A 19690-nucleotide genomic window follows, 5' to 3' on the forward strand; every position below is an offset into this window, starting at 1 on the left:
ATCATATATCATGTCATTCTCACTACAACAATTAATTAGAAAAAATATTGCTGCATTAAAACCCTACTCCTCTGCAAGAGATGAATTTAGCGGGGATGCTTCGGTTTTTTTAGACGCCAATGAAAACAGTCTGGGTTCTCCATTACTGAAATGGTATAACCGTTATCCCGATCCGCATCAAAAAAAATTAAAAGCTGCCATAAGCTCCGTAAAATCAGTTCCCGCCTCACAAATATTTTTAGGAAACGGCAGTGACGAATGTATTGATGTTTTATACAGAACTTTTTGTGAACCGGGAGTTGATAATGTAATTATTTGCCCGCCTACCTACGGCATGTACGAGGTATCAGCTGCCATTAATAATATTGAAATAAGAAAAGCACCTTTAACAGAGCATTTTCAGTTAGATACCATTCATTTGGAAAATTTGGTAGACATTCACACTAAAATTATTTGGCTTTGTTCTCCCAACAATCCAACCGGTAATTCATTGAATCGGGTTGATATTGAAACCATTCTCAACAATTACAACGGCATTGTTGTAATAGATGAGGCATACATTAATTTTTCGCGCCAAAAATCTTTTATTCAGGAGCTATCCGATTATCCTAATCTTGTTATTCTGCAAACTTTTAGTAAAGCATGGGGACTGGCCGGTTTACGATTGGGAATGGCTTTTGCTCATGAATTGATTGTGGAAATTATGGATAAAGTAAAGCCACCCTACAACATTAATCAGGTTACACAAGATTTAGTAACGGAAGCATTACAGGAAGTAGGAATGGTAAATGATATGATTAAAGAAATAGTAGCCATGCGTGAGGCGTTAGCAAAAGTATTTCTTCAAATTCCCGTAGTTGAGAAAGTATACCCATCGGATGCTAATTTTTTATTAGTACAGGTAAAAAATGCATCATCGGTTTATAACTATTTATTAACAAAAGGTATTGTGGTGCGTGACAGAAGTAATGTGCAGCTATGCGAAGGTTGTTTGCGCATTACCATTGGTACTGAAAAAGAAAACACTTTATTGGTAGATGCCCTTGCAGCCATTGAATAGCATCAATTATTTGCTTTAAAACTAAAATCTTTATTTATCTTTAGAAGCCCAAAGACAATTGAAGCCAATTGCAATCATTTAAAAACTATTTTCCCGCATTTTCTCACTTGTAATATAAAATATATTTGTATGAAAAAATTATTTTTATCATTAGCAGTAACCACTATCTCTGCATTTTTTGTGCAGGTGCATAGTACTGTTTACAATGATTCAACCATTCAAAAACCAGCAGTTATTGTGCCTGATCCCGATAATGCAGGATTGATTTTACCCAAAGGATTCGGTGCTTTAAAAGTTACTGATGCTTATGGTAAGCCCAGGCATATTACTGTAACTCCGGAAGGATATATTTATGTAAAATTGGCTCGTTTATTTAACGGCAATGGTATTTATTTACTGAAAGATAAAAATGGTGATGGAAGGGTAGATGAAGGTAACGGATTTGGAAATTATATAGGTACCGGCATAGCATTGAAAAATGGTTATTTATATGCTTCATCCGATGAAAATGTTTATCGTTATAAACTGAATAATCAGCATGAAGTATTAACACCCAATCAACCTGAAGAAATTATTCATGGGTTATTGAACAGAAGAGAACATGAATCTAAATCCATTACATTAGATAATGATGGCAATATTTATGTAAATGTTGGTGCTTACTCCAATGCCTGTCAGGTACAAGACAGAGTAGCAGGCAGTCCGGGTATGAAACCCTGCCCCATATTAGATTCTGCCGGAGGTATTTGGCAATTTAAAGCCGATCAACTCCATCAAACTTATGGTAACGGTGTGCATTATGCTACAGGTTTACGTAATGTAGTAGGATTAGACTGGAATACACAAACCAATTCACTGTTTGTTATGCAACATGGTCGTGATCAGTTGCATGATAACTGGCCCAATTTATATACCATACAACAAAGTGCCGAATTACCGGCTGAATGTATGTATGAATTGTATAAAGGTGCGAATGCCGGATGGCCATATATTTATTACGATCAAATACAACACAAAAAAATTTTAGCGCCCGAATATGGTGGCGATGGTAAAAAAACAGCAGGTGAAGATGCCATCAATCCTGTTATTGCGTTTCCCGGTCATTTAGCCCCGGATGGTTTATTATTTTATACCGGAAATATGTTTCCCGAAAAATATAAGCACGGTGCTTTTATTGCTTTTCATGGTAGTTGGAACAGAGCACCTTTACCACAGGAAGGTTATTACGTGGTATTTGTACCTTTTAAAGATGGTAAGCCTACCGGAAAATGGGAAGTATTTGCCAATGGTTTTGCAGGAAAAGCACCCATCACATCGGCTCGAAATGCACACCGTCCCTGTGGTTTAGCGCAAGGCCCTGATGGTTCTTTATATGTAACAGACGATAATAAAGGTGCCATTTACAGAATTATTTATACCGGTAAAGAATAATGCCATATACATGATAATAGATTTTTTGTAAGACTTAAAATATGCTTTACTAAGGATGGTGCTCATGATGTTTGAAAAAATTACTGAATTCCAAATTATTAATTTTTATACATGTTAAAAAAATATAGTTTTTTAATTATTGGTTTGTTTTTTATTTGGATATTTTCCGCTGCTATCCCCCCATTTCAAAATACAAGCAATAAAGCATCCATGCAGCGCGGAGAAAAAGTGTATAATAAAGTTTGTCTTCCCTGCCACATGGCCGATGGGGGAGGTGTACCCAATATGAATCCGCCACTCATTCAAACTTCTTATGTACTGGGCGATAAAACAAAATTGATTTCAATTGTTTTGCATGGCATGACCGACAGAGTTGCTATTGATGGTGATTATTATTCTAATAATATGGCACCTCATAACGATTTAACAGATCAACAAATTGCAGATGTACTCACTTTTGTACGCAACAGTTTTGGTAACAAAGCCAGTGCCATTACTCCGACTGAAGTAAAATTAGTAAGATTTAAAAAAAAGTAATTACAAATTATTCTTTTCAGATTATATCTCTTCATGCATGAAAAAAATATTATTTATTGATCGTGACGGTACGATTATTAATGAAGTTCCACCCACTTACCAGATAGACAGTTTTGAAAAATTAAGTTTTTACCCAAAGGTATTTCGTTATTTGGGTTTAATTGCAACAGAATTAGATTTTGAATTGGTGATGGTAACCAATCAGGATGGCTTGGGTACAACTGCTTTTCCGGAAAATAGTTTTTGGCCAGTGCAAGATTTTATAATGAAATGTTTGTTACAGGAGGGAATTGAATTTAGTGCGGTACATATTGATAAAAGTTTTCCTGAAGAAAATGCCCCAACCAGAAAACCCGGCACCGGAATGTTAACTGAATACATCAATAATAGTAACTACGATCTGGAACATTCATATGTAATTGGTGATAGAATTACCGATGTACAGTTGGCTAAAAATTTAGGTTGCAAAGCTATTTGGCTGAATATGGATGAAACCTTAGGAAGTAATGAAATACAGCATGCCAGTACTGAATTAGAACCCTGTATTGCATTGAAAACATTAGACTGGAGTGATATTTATGCATTTTTAAAATTAAAAAGCAGAACTGTTATTCATGAGCGTAAAACCAATGAAACAAAAATTTTTATAGAGTTAAATCTGGATGGAAATGGCAGTTCAGAAATTCATACAGGCATTGGTTTCTTTGATCATATGTTAGATCAGGTGGCCAGACATGGCAAAATTGATTTAAAAATTAATGCACAGGGCGATTTACATATTGATGAACACCATACCATAGAAGATACAGGCATTGCACTGGGCGAAGCATTTGCCTTGGCATTACAGGATAAAAGAGGCATGGAGCGTTATGGCTTTGCATTACCAATGGATGAAGCTTCGGCGAAAGTGTTGATTGATTTTGGCGGTAGAAACTGGTTGGTTTGGGATGCTGAATTTAAACGTGAAAAAATTGGTGACATGCCCACTGAAATGTTTTTTCATTTTTTTAAATCGTTTACAGATGCAGCCAAATGCAACTTAAATGTTTCCTGCAAAGGAGAAAATGAGCACCATAAAATTGAAGCCATTTTTAAAGCCTTTGCAAAAGCCATTCAAATGGCTATTAAAAGAGATCCGTTTAGTAATTATTTACCCAGCACAAAAGGGGTTTTGTAATGATAATTTTTCATTGTTGTCCGATTAAAATTGTAAAATAATGGCTCAAACCCTTTACAGAACCATATTTCAGCCGATTTCAAAAGAAGGGGTACTCCCTCCAATTTTGAAACAATCATTTTTTAGCCTGTAATTCTTTACAGCAAAAGATTACAGCGATTTTTAAGTTAAGTTTTGTCGGACAATAATGATAATTTTTATTGAAATAGTAGCCATTAAAATGTGGTAAACTATTTACTTGTTTTTTTTATAATAACAGTTTTCCCGTTTATTTTCAACCAAAAATAACCAAGCAGCATGGCAATAATGGTGGCCAGCAAAACAGATATTTTAGCCACATCTTGTTCTGTAGTTGTTTTAAAAGCAAGTGTTGCAATAAAAATACTCATGGTAAAGCCAATGCCTGCCAACATTCCGGCACCAATCATATGATGCCAGTTTACCTTGGCCGGTAAAACTGCCCAGCCTCGTTTTACAATTAAATAGGAAATACCACAGATGCCTAATGGCTTTCCAATCACCAATCCGGCAATGATGCCCCAACTTAACGAACTATCCAATGCTTCAGTAAAGTGGCTGGGTAATATTATGGCAGTATTGGCCAGTGCAAAGATGGGTATGATGATAAAATAAACCGGAAGATGCAATTTAACTTCAAAATTTACAATGTCTTTAATGGGTATAAAAAAAGCAAATAGTACACCTGCTACCGTTGCATGTATACCTGAGTTAAACATAAAATACCAGAGTAAAATTCCTGATACAATATGCATCCACCCAAATTTTTTATTGGAACGTTGTAACCACCAGAGCAAAACAATGGTTATTGTGCAGCCTAATAAATAGCCTAAATGTAATTTTCCACCATAAAAAAGTGCAATAACAACGATAGCACCTAAATCATCAATAATGGCCAATGCCGTTAAAAATATTTTAAGATTTACCGGTACTTTATTACCTAATAAAGAAGCAATACCTAATGAAAAAGCAATATCTGTTGCAGTTGGAATAGCCCATCCGCTCATAAATGCCGTATCGCGGTTAAACTGAATGAATAAAATGGCCGGCACCAGCATGCCGCCCACAGCACCTAAAGAAGGAAGTAAAGCTTTTCTTAATGTATTCAATTCGCCCTGTACTACTTCTCTTTTTATTTCCATTCCTGCCAGGAAGAAAAAAAACGCCATTAAGAAATCATTGATTATCAAAACAGGCGAATTGGGTAAATGAATACCGAATATATTGAAACTGTGTGCTTCTGTTCCATTAAAATGAATATGCCAGATATGTGTAAAGTACACTCCTAAATTTGGAATGTTGCTGAGTAATAATGAAAGTGCAGTACATGCCAATAATATAATACCAATTGACCTGCTATCATGCATAAATGCCAATAGCGGATAAAACCATTTTTGTGTTTCTTTTTTGTGGGCAACACTCATATACAAATTATTTAAGCAGTTAATTGAAATGATGCTGATCTTAAATGTATCATTTCAATTAGGTAATGTTAGCATTCAATGAAGCAGAAAAAATGGTTATTGTTTTTGATGCATGGCATACAAAATACCTCCCAACAAATGCCCGAGAAATAATGGATCACTATAAGATGCATCGGTATGGCCTAAAGCAGTGTAAAATGCCCGGCCGCCATCAAATGAATGATACCAACTCATAGGATGGTAATCGCCATTTTCACCACCTTTATAACTTTTTTCATTAATGGTTATCAATACATGTACACTGTCCCAATGTGTATCTTTAAAATTATACCATTCATCCCAACGGTTCCATGTTGACGGTAGATGTTTGGTAGCAATGAATTTTTTATCTACTATATTTAGTTTAGCGTTTTGCTGTGCGGGATGGCTTTTGAAATAGGCGCCCACTAATCGGTTGTACCAAGGCCAGCCATATTCCGTATCGGTAGCTGCATGTACGCCCACAAAACCACCTCCGTGTTCAATATATTGCTGAAATGCCCGTTTTTGTTCAGCATTTAAAACGGTGCCTGTTGTACTTAAAAAAATAGCAGCCTTATATTGTTTCAGATTTTGTTCTGTAAACGCAGCACCATCGGTAGTAGTATCTACTATAAAATGATTCTCTTTTCCCAACTTTTCAATGGCTTTAATACCTGCAGCAATGGATTCATGGTGATATCCCATTGTTTTGCTGAATACCAAAACTTTTGCTTCTTTTTTTGAAAAAGAACTTATGAATACAAATGCGAATAAATAAATGATATTTTTAAAAAATTTTTTCATATTGCAATGAATAGATTATAATGAAATTGAGTTGCCAGATATGATAATTTTGTTTGAAAATTTTTAAGTTTTAAATATGCCCAAGTTTATAGAAATGTGTAAAGTTTAAAATACTGATTGCTTTCATTCGGGTTTTACTGAATCAAATACCACTACTTTTTCCCACAAATGGCTGCAGGTTTCAATAAAATATAAATGAATAGGATGGGTTTGATAAATTTCTTCATTTGTTATATTTTCAAAAATGGCCAACCATGAAAAATGATAGCCTCTTTCTATTACACTTCTATTGGTTGCAGCAGGCACTCCTATATGAAAACTTTTAATTTCAGGAACTTTGCTGAGTGCCTGTAAACCTTTGTATAATTCCTGATGTGCCTGAGCATTCTGCGGTTCTTTTAACCAAAAATATACATGGTGAATAAAATAATTAGATGGTATCATTGTTGTTACTTTAATGTTTATTGGGTTTAAAAATATTTTAATCTAATTGTATTGAATGGTGTACCGGTTTATTTTTTAAAAGCTTCAAATTTAATTCAACAGTATAATTAACCATTTTTCAACAATTTAAATTATGGCTTTTATTGAACAACTTAAAACTTTAAGACAATCCTTTTTGTATAGTTTCAATATTTTTAACAAATATCAATTCAAATTTTCTATTTGAATTCTCCAAAAAATACTCGTAGTGTATCTGCAATTTCCCCTAAAGTACAATAATGTTCAACGGCCTCAATTACTACCGGCATTATATTAGTGTTCTGTACGGCTGCGGTTTTAATATTATTCAAACAACGTTCTACGTCAGCAGCATTGCGCTTTGCTCTTAACTGTTCTAGTTTTTTTATCTGAACTAAGCGAATACTATCATCAATTTTAAACCCAGGTATGGTGGTGTCATCTGCTACTGTAAATTGATTAACGCCTACGATAACTTTTTCACCCGATTCAATTTGTTGTTGATAATGGTATGCACTTTTTGCTATTTCATTTTGAATAAATCCTTCTTCAATGGCAGCAACACTTCCGCCCATAGCATCAATTTGTTGTATCAGTTCCCAAGCTTTATGCTCCACTTCATTGGTAAGTGATTCAATAAAATAACTACCTGCAAGCGGGTCAACCGTGTCAGCAATACCACTCTCAAACGCTACAATTTGCTGGGTTCTTAAAGCAGTTCTGGCGGCTTCTTCAGTTGGTAAACTCAATGCCTCATCATATCCGTTTGTGTGTAAGCTTTGTGTGCCACCCAAAACTGCTGCTACAGTTTGTAAAGTAACGCGACTAATATTATTGATGGGCTGTTGTGCAGTAAGGGTACTACCACCTGTTTGTGTATGAAAGCGCAGCATCATTGCTTTCTCGTCTGTGGCTCCCATTGATTGCATGATTGTAGCCCACATACGCCTCGCGGCTCTGAATTTGGCTACTTCTTCAAATAAATTGTTATGCGCATTAAAGAAGAAGGAGAGTCGTTTTCCGAAAACATTAATATCTAATCCTTTTTCTAATGCAGCCTGCACATAGGCCTTACCGTTACTTAATGTAAATGCAATTTCCTGTACTGCAGTGCTGCCTGCTTCACGTATATGATACCCTGAAATAGAGATGGTATTCCATTTGGGTAATTCTTTTGCACACCATTCAAAAATATCGGTAATAATGCGCATGGAGGGTTTAGGGGGGTATATGTAAGTGCCTCTGGCAGCATATTCTTTCAATATATCGTTTTGTATGGTTCCTGAAATTTTTGTCAAATCGGCCCCTTGTTTTTTAGCAAGTGCTACATACAAAGCCAATAAAATAAAACCGGTTGCATTAATGGTCATAGAAGTAGATACCTTTTCAAGTGCAATGCCGGCAAATAATTGTTCCATATCTTCAATACTATTAATGGCAACACCCACTTTCCCAACTTCGCCTTCGGCTAATGGATGATCACTATCATACCCAATTTGTGTGGGAAGATCAAATGCCACACTTAAACCACTAACACCCTGTGCCAATAGATAATGGTATCTTTTATTGCTTTCTTCTGCTGTTGAAAATCCGGAATATTGGCGCATTGTCCATAATTTGCCCCGGTACATATCCGGTTGAATTCCTCTGGTAAATGGGAATTTCCCCGGCATCTCAGTTACTATTTTATCTTTTAGTGGAAGTATATCTTTTGCGCTATACACCGGTTGTATGGTAATGCCTGCATCTGTTTTTTTTTCTTCTAAACTCATAGCATTCATTTTTATTACAAAACCTGTTTGGCTTCGTGGCTAATAATTTCACTGGCTACTTCATATAAATTGCCTTTTTTATCTGTCATTAAATATTCTAACAATAATTTGTTTAGGTCTACTCCCGAAGCATTGGGTGGTAAATTATTCGCCAATTGATTGATGATATAAATATTTTGATCTTTTAAATTCTTAACAGCTTTCCAGGCATCGGCACTTACATAAATTTGTTGCGTAATATTATGTTCAAATTCTTGTTTGATGGTTTGGGTTAATAATACTTGTGCTTCTCTTGCAGAAATACCCGGCGTATTTAATCGGGCAATTAAGTTGGGAAGTGCAATTCTTTCAACAAATAAAACAAGTCTTTCATAGGCCTGCAGTTGCATTAGTTTTGTGTTGGCATCATTTGCGAGATTTTGGCCGGATGCAGATTCCTTCGTTTTATTTTTACCCGGCCAGTTATTCCACAACACATTCAAAATTAAAAGGGCTATTAATATACTAAAAATCACTGTTTGATTCATTCTGCCATATTTTAAACAAAAATAGATGAAAGTAAATGGAATACCACCATTCACTTATATACTAAATTTCGTTAAACGTAAATGCTTTGATTCATTAAATTGGGAAACGAATGTAAATTTGTATTGTATTTAGAGAAATTGATTTTTAGTATGGCAACAGTAACAACATCTGTACCGGTAAGTTTTACAACAAGTGCTTTGCAGGAAATTAAGCGTTTGATGCAGGAAGAAGGTTGTGATAACAGCAAACTTTTGCGGGTGGGCGTAAAAGGAGGGGGGTGCAGTGGCATGACTTATATTTTAGGATTTGATAAACAAGAACCTGCAGATCATATTTATGAAGTGGAGGGCTTGCCATTTTTAATGAATAAAAGCCATGAATTGTATTTGTATGGTATGCAAATTGACTGGCAGGATGGTTTGAACAACAGGGGATTTACTTTTTCTAATCCCAATGCTTCAGCTACTTGCGGTTGTGGAAGTTCATTTGCTGTGTAGCATTATAGCTATTGCATTTAAAAGCCCCGTTATTGCAACGAGGCTTTTTTATGAAGAGTTATTTGCTTCTCATTTCCTTTATGGCAGCTGTTAATTTGGGCACTACTTCAAATGCGTCACCTACAATGCCATAATCAGCTGCTTTAAAAAATGGTGCTTCCGGATCTTTATTAATCACCACAATGGTTTTACTTCTGTTTACTCCCGCCAAATGCTGAATAGCTCCCGAAATGCCAATGGCAATGTATAAATTGGGGGCAATTTGTACGCCGGTTTGTCCAACATGCTCATGGTGTGGCCTCCAATGTGCATCGGCAACCGGACGGCTACAAGCAGTTGCAGCATGTAATACATGTGCTAAATCTTCAATCATTCCCCAATTTTCAGGGCCTTTTAAACCGCGTCCACCGCTTACTACAATATCGGCTTCACTTAATGGCACTTCACCGCTTACTTTGTTGGTTGCCAATATTTTTACCGATGCGGCAGGTACCTCAACATCTAATGCTTCAACAGTTGCATTTCCGGTTGTAGTTTGTACTCCAAAACTATTCGGGTTCAATGTAATGACTTTAATTGGAGTGGTAATATTTACCAATGCAAATGCTTTGCCGCTAAATACTGTTTTTTTAACTACAAAACCATTGGTGGTATCGGGCAATGCACAGGCGCCTGCAACCAAGCCTGCTTTTAACTGAACGGCCACTCCGGGTGCAACCGCTTTACCGGTTTGTGTATGGCTGAATACTACTACTGAAGCTTCTAATTGTTTAACAACTGCAGCAATTACCTGCGCAAATACCAGCGCATCTACATGATTGAAACTGTCATTTTGGGCCTGATATACTTTGCTGATACCATAATTACCCAATTGCGTTAGATCGTCTGCTACATTTCCCAACACCAATGCCAATGCGTTGGTATTGAATTGTTTTGCGATAGCTGCCCCATAGGCTGCAGCCTCAAAAGATGCTTTTTTTAAATGACCATCTGACTGATCGATAAATATTAAAACTGACATATTTTTTTTATTTTTCGAATGAAATATATTTGGCATCCAAGTGCATTTTTAATGTCTTGGATGTATTTGATGAATACTTAAATTACTTTTGCTTCTTCATGCAATAGTTTAACCAACGTAGCCACATCATCTGCTGTCACCAATTTAACACCGGCTTTTGCAGGTGGTAATTCATATTGAACAATATGGGTTAATGCCTCTGTGGCAACAGGTGCAACCACTTTTAACGGCTTGGTTCTGGCAGCCATAATGCCACGCATATTCGGGATGCGTTGTTCGGCCATTCCTTTTTGACAACTAATGACAGCAGGAAGTGTTACTTCATCAACTTCTTCACCACCTTCTATTTCTCTCGTAACTTTTGCCTGACTTCCATTCAACTCAAATTGTGTAGCAAGTGCTATGTAGGGCATCTGCAACATTTCAGCTAACATGCCACCTACTGCAGAGCCATTGTAATCGATGGTTTCCTTTCCTGTAAAAATTAAATCATAACTCCCTTCTTTTGCAACAGCAGCAATTTGTGTAGCAATTACATAACTATCATCACTTTCTGTATCTACTCTAATAGCTTCATCGCCACCCAAGGCCAGTGCTTTACGAATAATGACATCACAATCAGCGCCACCAACCGTAATTAAATGTAAAATAACAGAAGGATCTTTTTCTTTTAATTCAATCGCTTTTATCAATGCATACCATTCATCATAAGGATTGATGATCCATTGAACACCTGCATCTTCAAATTGCGTATTGTTGTTTTTAAAAGCAATTTTTGCAGTAGTATCAGGTGTTTTACTAATACAAACCAAAATTTTCATATGTGCGTTTTTTAGATGAAACAATATTTTTCAACCATTTGTTACATTTGTGCACTAATTCAATAAATTAGTTGTTTATGCAACTATTAGCAAATATAATAAGCTTTTTATACAAAGCATGTGCCGTTCAAAAAAACTTCCATTAATTTTAAAATTTGTACCTGTTATTTTTTCTAACTCAATAAATTGCTGCACAAAATTTTTTAAAAATGAATAGAATTGAGCAGTTAAAGAACTTTTTGAAAGAAAATCCAAAGGATAATTTTTTAAGACATTCACTTGCATTGGAATACATAAAAATGGGAGATGATCTGAAAGCAAGAATACTGTTTGAAGAAATCTTAGCCAATTCGCCCGATTATGTAGGCAGTTACTATCATCTGGCAAAACTGCTGGAAAGGCTGGAACAAACGCCATTAGCTATTGAATGGTATGAAAAAGGAATGCTGGCTGCAAAAAATGCCAATGATCAGCATACTTATAACGAATTGCAATCTGCTTATGAAGATTTGATTGATTAAGGTATTTTAAAAGTGCTGACTGTATAATTTTTTATAACTTTAATGCTAAAACGATTGCCATGTTAGCTACTGAATCTGCTGTATTTCATCCGGAGAAATATAAAACACCCGTCGGAAATCATTTAAACTGCAAAGGTTGGGTTCAGGAAGCTGCTTTGCGTATGTTATTGAATAATTTAAATCCTGAAGTAGCAGAAAAGCCGGAAGAATTGATTGTATATGGCGGGAGAGGAAAGGCTGCCAGAAATATTCCATCACTCGATTTGATTATTAAGGCGCTGAAAGATTTAAATAACAATGAAACCCTTTTGATACAAAGCGGTAAACCGGTTGCAATTTTAACCACGCATGAAGATGCGCCCAGGGTTTTAATTTCAAATTCGCAGTTAGTGCCCAAATGGGCTACCTGGGAACATTTTGATTTGCTGGAGAAGAAGGGATTGATGATGTATGGTCAAATGACTGCCGGTAGTTGGATCTATATCGGTTCACAAGGAATTGTGCAGGGTACATTTGAAACCTTTGCTGCTGTAGCTAAAAAACATTTCCATGGTTCACTTTCAGGTATTTTAACTGTTACAGCCGGTTTAGGCGGTATGGGTGGTGCACAACCGCTGGCTATTACTATGAATGATGGTGTTTGTCTGGTAGCCGAAGTGGAAGAATGGCGTATTGATAAAAGATTACAAACCCGTTATCTGGATATAAAATGCCTGGCAATTGATGAAGCAATAGATAAAGCTTTAGACGCAAAAAAGAATAAACAAGCTTTAAGTATTGGGGTGCTTTGCAATGCAGTTCATTTACTGGAACGATTGATTGAGAGAAATATTCCGGTTGATATTTTAACCGACCAGACCTCGGCCCATGATCCTTTAATCGGATATATTCCACATACCCTAACTAATGAGCAGGCCAATGTATTGCGTCATGATAACCCCGAGGCTTATACTGCTTTAAGTTATGAGAGCATGAAATTGCATGTTACCTACATGCTAACCTTGCAAAAAAATGGTGCCATTACTTTCGATTATGGCAACAATATCAGAGCTAGGGCAAAGGAAGCAGGTTTGCAAAATGCATTCAACTTTCCAGGGTTTGTCCCTGCCTATATTCGTCCATTGTTCTGTGAAGGAAAAGGCCCTTTTCGTTGGGCAGCACTCAGCGGTGATCCTGCCGATATTGCTGCAACCGACCAATGTATACTTGAATTGTTTCCTGAAAATGCAGGCTTAAAAAAATGGATTACGATGGCACAACAACGCATTGTCTTTCAGGGGTTGCCCGCCAGAATTTGTTGGCTCGGACAAGGCGAAAGAGAAAAGGCCGGGTTGGCATTTAATGAACTGGTTAGAAAGGGTATTGTGAAAGCGCCAATTGTTATTGGACGTGACCATTTGGATACCGGTTCTGTTGCTTCGCCTAACAGAGAAACGGAAGCCATGTTAGATGGAAGTGACGCTGTGGCCGATTGGCCTGTTTTAAACGCATTAATTAATACTGCTGCCGGAGCCAGTTGGGTAAGTCTGCATCATGGCGGCGGGGTAGGAATGGGCTATAGTATTCATGCGGGAATGGTGATTGTGGCGGATGGTACAGATGCCGCAGCAAAAAGATTACAACGGGTGTTAAGAAATGATCCCGGAATGGGCGTAATTCGGCATGCAGATGCAGGTTACGATATTGCGCTGGATATGCTTCGACAAAGTGGTTTGAGCATTACAGACCGCCTGCATTAAAAAAACTGCCTGTTCTAAAATGTTCATTTCAACAGGCAGTTTAAAAATAATGATTTTTGAATTATTGAACCGCAATGGTTTTTGTTACGGGTGCCTTTTCAGCTTTTATGGGCAATACTACCCTTAAAATACCATCCTGATAAGTTGCCTGAATAGTATCAGTTTGAATGCCGTCGGTTAAACTGAATACTTTTTTAAAGGCGTGGGCAGTAAAATCCTGTTGTACAATTTTCTTTTTTTCATTTTCAACAGGTGTAGGTTGGTATTCAATTGTCAATAGCCCTTTATCTGCTTTCAATTGAAAATCTTGTTTATTTCTACCTGGTACCATTAATTCAATTTCAAATGCATTGGAGGTTTCATAAATATTAACAGGAACAGAAAAATTTCTACTCATTCCCCTGAAAGTATTCAAAAATGGATCGCGGTTTATATAACCGGGTTGTGTTGTGTGGTTGTACATAATTTTTAATTTTTATTCTTACAAAGCTTTTCAAATCTTATTCCAATAGAAAAACATGAATAATATATGTCACAATGGCACTATTTTTTATTTTGTATGCCTTTGTGACATTTTCGATTCAGGTAAAAAGCAACAATTGACTGATTCAATGATGCGGTTTTTGATTAATTTTGCTTTCTAAAACAGAAAATATGTATCCCGAAGAGATTGTAATACCCATGAAGGCTGAATTAACCGAAAGTGGATTTGAGGAAATGCTAACAGCGGCCGATGTAGATGCCACCCTTCAAAAAGAAGGAACAACACTTGTAGTTGTAAACTCTGTTTGCGGTTGTGCAGCAGGTAGCTGCAGACCCGGGGTTTTAATGGCAGTGCATAATGCAACCAAAAAACCCACCCGTTTGGTAACCAGTTTTGCAGGTTTTGATATGGAGGCAGTAAACAAGATCAGAGAGCATTTATTGCCTTATCCGCCATCATCACCCGCTATTGCGCTTTTTAAAGATGGCAAATTAGTGAGTATGATTGAGCGCCATCAAATTGAAGGAAGACCGGCACAAGTGATTGCTCAATATTTAATTCATGAATTTGAACAATATTGCAACTAATTCTTTGTACTTTGTTATAGATGTGTTAGTAATGTACAAAGTCCCGTTTCTACGGGACTTTTCTTTATGCAACCATACAGAATAATTTAAAGTTTTGGTATTTTCTAATTAACATTGCAATTCAAATTTTCACATCAAAAAAAGGCTATGTATCCAAACCTGTATTATGTATTCAAAGACTTATTTGGGGTTGAATGGAACGGATTGAAATTAATTAACTCATTTGGTTTTTTTGTAGCCCTTTCTTTTGTAATATCTGCATGGATATTAACATTGGAATTGAAACGTAAACAGTCAGCAGGAATTTTAACTTATACAGAAAAAACAATTTTAGTAGGAGGGGCAGCCACCACGCAGGAATTATTGCTGAATTTCTTTCTTGGATTCATCATGGGATTTAAAATTGTGGGTGCATTTTTGATACCAACAGCTCTGGCGGATCCGCAAAGTTTTATTTTATCTGCTCAGGGAAATTTACCAATGGGTATTTTGTTGGGTGTATTATTTGCAGCATTAAAATGGTGGGAAAAAAACAAAGAAAAATTAGCAAAACCTGAAAAACGAATTATTAGAGTATGGCCGCAGGATCGGGTGGGTGATATTGTAATTTATGCTGCCATATTTGGGTTTGCAGGAGCTAAAATTTTTAATAGCCTTGAAACCTGGGATGATTTTATCAGTGATCCTATAGGTTCTCTTATATCCTTCAGCGGACTTACTTTTTATGGTGGATTAATTTGTGCAACTATTGCTTTGTATTTCTATACCAAAAAACACAATATTCCTTTTATTGCTCTTTGCGATGCCGCAGCACCGGCTTTAATGCTGGCGTATGGTTTGGGCAGAATTGGTTGCCAAGTTGCCGGTGATGGCGATTGGGGAATTTTAAATAGCGCTTATGTAAGTAATGCACAAGGAAAATTAGTTCCAGCTACCGTTGAGCAGTTTACCAGAGCGCTGCAAGCTAATCAACACTACTATAGCGAACAGTTTACAACTTTTAAAATTGAACACTTATCTGTTCACTCATTTTGGGGTTTACCCAATTGGCTGTTTGCTTACAATTATCCGCATAATGTAGTAAATGAAGGCGTTCGTTTTGCTGATTGTACCGGTAATTATTGTTCTTATTTGCCTATTGGGGTTTTTCCAACACCATTGTATGAAATTGTAATGTGTCTGATTCTTTTTGGTATTTTGTGGATGCTGCGCAAAAAAATTGCAACACCTGGTCGATTATTCGCTATATATCTTATTTTGAATGGTTTAGAACGTTTTTTGATTGAAAAAATAAGGGTAAACACCCGTTATCATTTTTGGGGATTACAACCTACCCAGGCTGAATTAATTTCTAGTGCATTAGTAATTGCAGGAATTGTTCTTTATTTTTACGCTAATAAAATTAAAATCAAACAATATCCTGTTCATACTTAATCAATAATGCCTCTGCTGCATAAATAAGCTGATGTCATCCTGTAAAATGGATGACATTTTTTATGCTTTTCAATCAATGCCGGATGCACTTAAATTTACTTTAAATTACTTAGAAGTTTTTGTATCGAATACTTCATTGCATCGTTCTATTCGTGTTTTGGTACAATATCCTATTCTTCCTTCCTAATTATTCGCCAGTCATCCATTAAAATAGCCATCCAATATAAAACAATATACTATGCTTAGCATACTACTTAGTTTTGTGATGTAATATTTATACACCAGAACTAAAAAATAAACATCATGAAAAAAACTACATTTATTTTAACCCTGTTGGGCATAATAGTATGCTTTGTTACATCGGTTCGTGCCCAATCTTCACCAGGCCTTACCATAAAAGGTCAGGTAACAGCTCAGAAAAGAGCCATTGAAGCAGCCAATATCATGGTTTTAAATACGAAAGACTCAGCTATTGTTAAAATGGCTGTAACTGATAAATCCGGGCAATTTAAGGTTGATCATTTAAAAAGCGGCAGCTACTTAATTAAACTGATTGCAATAGGTTATGAAACTTATTTTTCAAATCAGATTAAGTTATCGGCAGCTCAAACTATGGATATTCACTTAAAACCCGCCGAAAAAGAACTGGCCGGAGTTACTGTAACTTCTAAAAAGCCACTAATAGAACAAAAATTAGATAAAACAGTCATCAACGTAGATGCTTCTCCTTCCAATACCGGTTTAACTGCTATGGATGTGCTGGAAAAGTCGCCGGGTGTGTTGGTAGATAAAGATGGGAATATTAGCCTGAAAGGAAAACCAGGTGTTTTGGTTTTATTAGATGGTAAACCTTCTTATTTAAGTGCAACAGATTTGGCTAATTTATTGAAAAGCATGTCTAGTAGTTCTATTGATCAAATTGAATTAATGACCAATCCACCAGCCAAATACGATGCAGCCGGCAACTCTGGTATCATCAATATTAAAACCAAAAAATCAAAAACAGTAGGTTATAATGGTAGTGTTACGGTAGGATTGGGTCAGGGTGTTTATCCTAAAAGCAACAACAGTATAAATCTGAATTATCGTAAAAATAAAGTGAATTTATTCGGGAATTTGAGTTACAACTATTATGGTGGCTTTCAGGATTTGAACATTACCAGAAATTTTAGGACTACTAATGGAGAAGATATCCTCTCTATTTTTAAGCAACAAAGTTTTATTAAGCGCACTCAAAATAACACTGCTTACAAAGTTGGGGTAGATTATTATGCTTCTAAAAAAACAACTTTGGGTGTTGTAGTAAATGGATTTTCCAATCCATCTACCGACAATAATCATAATACTACCAATATTTTAGATCCCAATAGTGTTTTACAAAGTACCACACTGGCCAATTCTCAAATGATAAACAGTTTAAACAATATGGCGGTTAATCTCAATGGCAGACATGTATTTGATAGCACAGGGAAAGAGCTTACCACAGATTTAGATTACGTGCACTACAATACCGGAAATGCGCAAATGTTTACCAATTCATTTTATGACAATACCGGTAATAAAATCATGCCCGACCAGTTGTTAAGAGGAAGTTTGCCTTCTACCATTAATATTTATACTGCCAAAGCCGATTATACACAACAATTGAAGCATACAATTAAAATGGAGGCCGGTTTTAAAGTGAGTTATATAAAAACTGATAATGATTCCCGCTATGACAACCAAATCAATAACCAATGGGTAAGGGATAGTGTCAGAAGTAATCATTTTATTTATGAAGAAAACATAAATGCAGCTTATGTATCGTTCAGCAAAGAATTATCAAAAAAATGGAGCATACAATTGGGTAGCAGGGTAGAAAATACACATGCTATGGGAATACAATTATTCAATGGGGCATCATTCGATAGAAATTATACCCAATTATTCCCAACATTATTTCTCGGGTATATGCCAAATGATAAAAATAAGTTCTCATTAAATTATGGTAGACGTATACAACGCCCTGATTATGAATATTTAAATCCATTTTACTATTTCTTAGATAAGTACACTTACATTGTTGGTAATCCGTATTTACAACCACAAATTAGTCAGAATATAGAGCTAAACCACATTTACAAAGGATTTCTTACAACCAACTTAAGCTATGGTGTAATCAATGATTTAATTACACAGGTATTTAAACAAATTGACAGTACACATACCACTTATGTTATGAATGATAATATTGCCAAAGTGCAGAATTATACTTTAAGTGTAAGTGCTTCATTTCCAATTACTAAATTTTGGAAAGTAAACTGGTATAATCAATTGAATTACAATCAATATGATGGATACGTAAATGAAGGGCCCATACATGTTTTTGGCATTAATTATGCTACCAATTTTACCAATAGTTTTGAGGTGAAAAAAGGTTGGTCATTTGAATTGAGTGGTTTTTACAGAACGCAAACTCAGGAAGGAACGATTGTTGGAAATGAAATGAGTCAGTTAAATTTTGCCATTAGCAAACAAGTACTGAAAAATAAAGGCAGTATTAAGTTAAACTGCCGCGACTTTTTGAACTTGCAGCATTTTAGTGGATATAGCAAGTATCAAAATATTGATATTCAAATATATAACAGATGGGATAACCGTGTTTTTAATGTAAGCTTTACTTATCGATTTGCAAAAGGAAAAGCAGGTGTTGCACCCAAAAAGTCTGCTGGTGCCATTGATGAAGCATCCAGAGTTAAATCGAATAATTAATTACAACATGATTTTACAAAACTGTAATTGCTACTACTTAATCTGACAACCGGTTAAATTTAGAGCAGGTTTTTTTAAGGCATATGCGATAAAAATTATTGGTTAAAAGCGGTTGGGTTTTGATCAACCGCTTTATTATTTTCATCGGTCAGAATATTCCTGGCAGGTTGCTCCTCAGCAGAGCCTGCTTCCGCTTCTTCTGACATGCTAAAGTTAGCGTCTTTTTCCAAGAGTTCATCGATACGTTTTTCTTTGGCTAAATGCACACTGTCAATAAAAGTTTGCATGGGCGTTTTGCCATAGCAGTATTTACCTGAGTGTGTCCGCTCTTCATTGTAGTGTCTTAGCCATTGGTCAAGATCCTGCTGCATTTGATCTACGGAGGTGTATATTTTTTTTCTGAAGGCTACTGCATAAAATTCTTCCTGAATGGTACGGTGAAAGCGTTCACAGATACCATTGGTTTGAGGGCTTCGGGCTTTCGTTTTTGAGTGTTCTATTCCTTCGATTTGAAGATACAATTCATACTCATGATACTCCGGCTTGCCACAGAATTCGGTTCCACGATCAGTTAAAATCCGCAGCAGTGGCAGTTGTTTAG

At 36.1% G+C, this 19690-nt stretch carries 19 protein-coding genes and 1 pseudogene; 11 read left to right on the forward strand and 9 right to left on the reverse strand.

Translation table 11 applies throughout. The features are described from left to right. Positions 1–10 precede the first annotated feature (10 nt). From hisC to hisB, 4 genes are all read left to right on the forward strand, one after another. On the forward strand, positions 11–1060 hold the full coding sequence (gene hisC / locus A0F92_RS09495) for a histidinol-phosphate transaminase (RefSeq protein WP_068244844.1): 1050 nt from the start codon (positions 11–13) through the stop codon (positions 1058–1060). Positions 1061–1189: 129 nt separating this feature from the next. Continuing rightward, entirely contained in the window at positions 1190–2491 is a 1302-nt protein-coding gene (locus A0F92_RS09500) for a PQQ-dependent sugar dehydrogenase (RefSeq protein ID WP_068244847.1), read from the forward strand. 111 nt (positions 2492–2602) lie between these two features. Further along, positions 2603–3028 carry a c-type cytochrome gene (locus A0F92_RS09505; RefSeq protein ID WP_068244850.1) on the forward strand — a complete coding sequence of 142 codons (426 nt, stop codon included), beginning with the start codon at positions 2603–2605 and terminating at the stop codon, positions 3026–3028. A 37-nt stretch (positions 3029–3065) separates the two neighbouring features. Then, positions 3066–4205: a bifunctional histidinol-phosphatase/imidazoleglycerol-phosphate dehydratase HisB gene (hisB, locus tag A0F92_RS09510; RefSeq protein ID WP_068244853.1), complete on the forward strand. Its 1140-nt coding sequence runs from the start codon at positions 3066–3068 to the stop codon at positions 4203–4205. A 230-nt stretch (positions 4206–4435) separates the two neighbouring features. On the opposite strand, the gene nhaA is transcribed toward hisB, so the two are convergent. The 5 genes from nhaA to A0F92_RS09535 form a co-directional block, all read right to left on the reverse strand. Continuing rightward, complete coding sequence (gene nhaA / locus A0F92_RS09515; protein ID WP_068244855.1) at positions 4436–5647, reverse strand: Na+/H+ antiporter NhaA; 1212 nt, start codon at positions 5645–5647, stop codon at positions 4436–4438. A 96-nt stretch (positions 5648–5743) separates the two neighbouring features. Further along, complete coding sequence (locus tag A0F92_RS09520; protein ID WP_068244857.1) at positions 5744–6472, reverse strand: ThuA domain-containing protein; 729 nt, start codon at positions 6470–6472, stop codon at positions 5744–5746. A gap of 123 nt (positions 6473–6595) precedes the next feature. After that, the gene (locus tag A0F92_RS09525) at positions 6596–6916 is read right to left on the reverse strand and encodes a Dabb family protein (RefSeq protein WP_068244860.1); all 321 of its coding nucleotides are present in this window, start codon (positions 6914–6916) and stop codon (positions 6596–6598) included. A gap of 218 nt (positions 6917–7134) precedes the next feature. Continuing rightward, a complete protein-coding gene (locus A0F92_RS09530; protein ID WP_068244920.1) occupies positions 7135–8706 on the reverse strand; it encodes an acyl-CoA mutase large subunit family protein in 1572 nt (523 codons plus the stop codon). A 14-nt stretch (positions 8707–8720) separates the two neighbouring features. Further along, positions 8721–9233 carry a DUF7935 family protein gene (locus tag A0F92_RS09535; protein ID WP_068244866.1) on the reverse strand — a complete coding sequence of 171 codons (513 nt, stop codon included), beginning with the start codon at positions 9231–9233 and terminating at the stop codon, positions 8721–8723. Positions 9234–9383: 150 nt separating this feature from the next. Between A0F92_RS09535 and A0F92_RS09540 the strand changes: the two genes are divergently transcribed. Beyond that, positions 9384–9731, forward strand: coding sequence for a HesB/IscA family protein (locus A0F92_RS09540; protein ID WP_068244869.1), 348 nt, complete (start codon positions 9384–9386; stop codon positions 9729–9731). 58 nt (positions 9732–9789) lie between these two features. Here A0F92_RS09540 and A0F92_RS09545 read toward each other — a convergent pair whose 3' ends face one another. After that, positions 9790–10752 (reverse strand): electron transfer flavoprotein subunit alpha/FixB family protein, encoded by a 963-nt coding sequence (locus tag A0F92_RS09545; RefSeq protein ID WP_068244872.1) that lies wholly within the window; start codon positions 10750–10752, stop codon positions 9790–9792. 77 nt (positions 10753–10829) lie between these two features. After that, positions 10830–11573: an electron transfer flavoprotein subunit beta/FixA family protein gene (locus tag A0F92_RS09550; RefSeq protein ID WP_068244875.1), complete on the reverse strand. Its 744-nt coding sequence runs from the start codon at positions 11571–11573 to the stop codon at positions 10830–10832. A gap of 209 nt (positions 11574–11782) precedes the next feature. Between A0F92_RS09550 and A0F92_RS09555 the strand changes: the two genes are divergently transcribed. Further along, on the forward strand, positions 11783–12094 hold the full coding sequence (locus tag A0F92_RS09555) for a tetratricopeptide repeat protein (RefSeq protein ID WP_068244878.1): 312 nt from the start codon (positions 11783–11785) through the stop codon (positions 12092–12094). Positions 12095–12153: 59 nt separating this feature from the next. Then, complete coding sequence (gene hutU, locus A0F92_RS09560; RefSeq protein WP_068244881.1) at positions 12154–13833, forward strand: urocanate hydratase; 1680 nt, start codon at positions 12154–12156, stop codon at positions 13831–13833. 61 nt (positions 13834–13894) lie between these two features. On the opposite strand, the gene A0F92_RS09565 is transcribed toward hutU, so the two are convergent. Then, complete coding sequence (locus tag A0F92_RS09565; protein ID WP_068244884.1) at positions 13895–14296, reverse strand: Hsp20/alpha crystallin family protein; 402 nt, start codon at positions 14294–14296, stop codon at positions 13895–13897. Between the two features lie 191 nt (positions 14297–14487). Here A0F92_RS09565 and A0F92_RS09570 point away from each other — a divergent pair, with 191 nt between their 5' ends. The 4 genes from A0F92_RS09570 to A0F92_RS09580 all read left to right on the forward strand — a co-directional run bounded on the left by A0F92_RS09570 (position 14488) and on the right by A0F92_RS09580 (position 19089). Next, positions 14488–14904: a BrxA/BrxB family bacilliredoxin gene (locus A0F92_RS09570; protein WP_068244887.1), complete on the forward strand. Its 417-nt coding sequence runs from the start codon at positions 14488–14490 to the stop codon at positions 14902–14904. 147 nt (positions 14905–15051) lie between these two features. Beyond that, the gene (locus tag A0F92_RS09575; RefSeq protein ID WP_068244889.1) at positions 15052–16338 is read left to right on the forward strand and encodes a prolipoprotein diacylglyceryl transferase; all 1287 of its coding nucleotides are present in this window, start codon (positions 15052–15054) and stop codon (positions 16336–16338) included. A gap of 46 nt (positions 16339–16384) precedes the next feature. Continuing rightward, entirely contained in the window at positions 16385–16525 is a 141-nt protein-coding gene (locus A0F92_RS15605) for a hypothetical protein (protein ID WP_167516988.1), read from the forward strand. Positions 16526–16641: 116 nt separating this feature from the next. Then, the gene (locus A0F92_RS09580) at positions 16642–19089 is read left to right on the forward strand and encodes an outer membrane beta-barrel family protein (RefSeq protein WP_068244896.1); all 2448 of its coding nucleotides are present in this window, start codon (positions 16642–16644) and stop codon (positions 19087–19089) included. A gap of 230 nt (positions 19090–19319) precedes the next feature. On the opposite strand, the pseudogene A0F92_RS09585 reads toward A0F92_RS09580, so the two are convergent. Then, positions 19320–19690, reverse strand: a pseudogene (locus A0F92_RS09585) (integrase core domain-containing protein); the annotation flags it as partial.

It is taken from the genome of Hydrotalea flava (genome assembly GCF_001623405.1).
Taxonomy (GTDB): domain Bacteria; phylum Bacteroidota; class Bacteroidia; order Chitinophagales; family Chitinophagaceae; genus Hydrotalea; species Hydrotalea flava.

Excerpts from the sequence above, each read along its gene's own strand:
- A0F92_RS09570 (WP_068244887.1), top strand. The coding sequence starts at position 14,488 with ATGTATCCCGAAGAGATTGTAATACCCATGAAGGCTGAATTAACCGAA.
- hisC (WP_068244844.1), top strand. The coding sequence starts at position 11 with ATGTCATTCTCACTACAACAATTAATTAGAAAAAATATTGCTGCATTA.
- A0F92_RS09520 (WP_068244857.1), bottom strand. The coding sequence starts at position 6,472 with ATGAAAAAATTTTTTAAAAATATCATTTATTTATTCGCATTTGTATTC.
- A0F92_RS09525 (WP_068244860.1), bottom strand. The coding sequence starts at position 6,916 with ATGATACCATCTAATTATTTTATTCACCATGTATATTTTTGGTTAAAA.
- A0F92_RS09555 (WP_068244878.1), top strand. The coding sequence starts at position 11,783 with ATGAATAGAATTGAGCAGTTAAAGAACTTTTTGAAAGAAAATCCAAAG.
- A0F92_RS09545 (WP_068244872.1), bottom strand. The coding sequence starts at position 10,752 with ATGTCAGTTTTAATATTTATCGATCAGTCAGATGGTCATTTAAAAAAA.
- A0F92_RS09535 (WP_068244866.1), bottom strand. The coding sequence starts at position 9,233 with ATGAATCAAACAGTGATTTTTAGTATATTAATAGCCCTTTTAATTTTG.
- A0F92_RS09530 (WP_068244920.1), bottom strand. The coding sequence starts at position 8,706 with ATGAGTTTAGAAGAAAAAAAAACAGATGCAGGCATTACCATACAACCG.
- hisB (WP_068244853.1), top strand. The coding sequence starts at position 3,066 with ATGAAAAAAATATTATTTATTGATCGTGACGGTACGATTATTAATGAA.
- A0F92_RS15605 (WP_167516988.1), top strand. The coding sequence starts at position 16,385 with ATGGATGACATTTTTTATGCTTTTCAATCAATGCCGGATGCACTTAAA.
- A0F92_RS09575 (WP_068244889.1), top strand. The coding sequence starts at position 15,052 with ATGTATCCAAACCTGTATTATGTATTCAAAGACTTATTTGGGGTTGAA.
- A0F92_RS09505 (WP_068244850.1), top strand. The coding sequence starts at position 2,603 with ATGTTAAAAAAATATAGTTTTTTAATTATTGGTTTGTTTTTTATTTGG.
- A0F92_RS09565 (WP_068244884.1), bottom strand. The coding sequence starts at position 14,296 with ATGTACAACCACACAACACAACCCGGTTATATAAACCGCGATCCATTT.
- A0F92_RS09550 (WP_068244875.1), bottom strand. The coding sequence starts at position 11,573 with ATGAAAATTTTGGTTTGTATTAGTAAAACACCTGATACTACTGCAAAA.
- A0F92_RS09540 (WP_068244869.1), top strand. The coding sequence starts at position 9,384 with ATGGCAACAGTAACAACATCTGTACCGGTAAGTTTTACAACAAGTGCT.
- A0F92_RS09500 (WP_068244847.1), top strand. The coding sequence starts at position 1,190 with ATGAAAAAATTATTTTTATCATTAGCAGTAACCACTATCTCTGCATTT.
- nhaA (WP_068244855.1), bottom strand. The coding sequence starts at position 5,647 with ATGAGTGTTGCCCACAAAAAAGAAACACAAAAATGGTTTTATCCGCTA.
- A0F92_RS09580 (WP_068244896.1), top strand. The coding sequence starts at position 16,642 with ATGAAAAAAACTACATTTATTTTAACCCTGTTGGGCATAATAGTATGC.
- hutU (WP_068244881.1), top strand. The coding sequence starts at position 12,154 with ATGTTAGCTACTGAATCTGCTGTATTTCATCCGGAGAAATATAAAACA.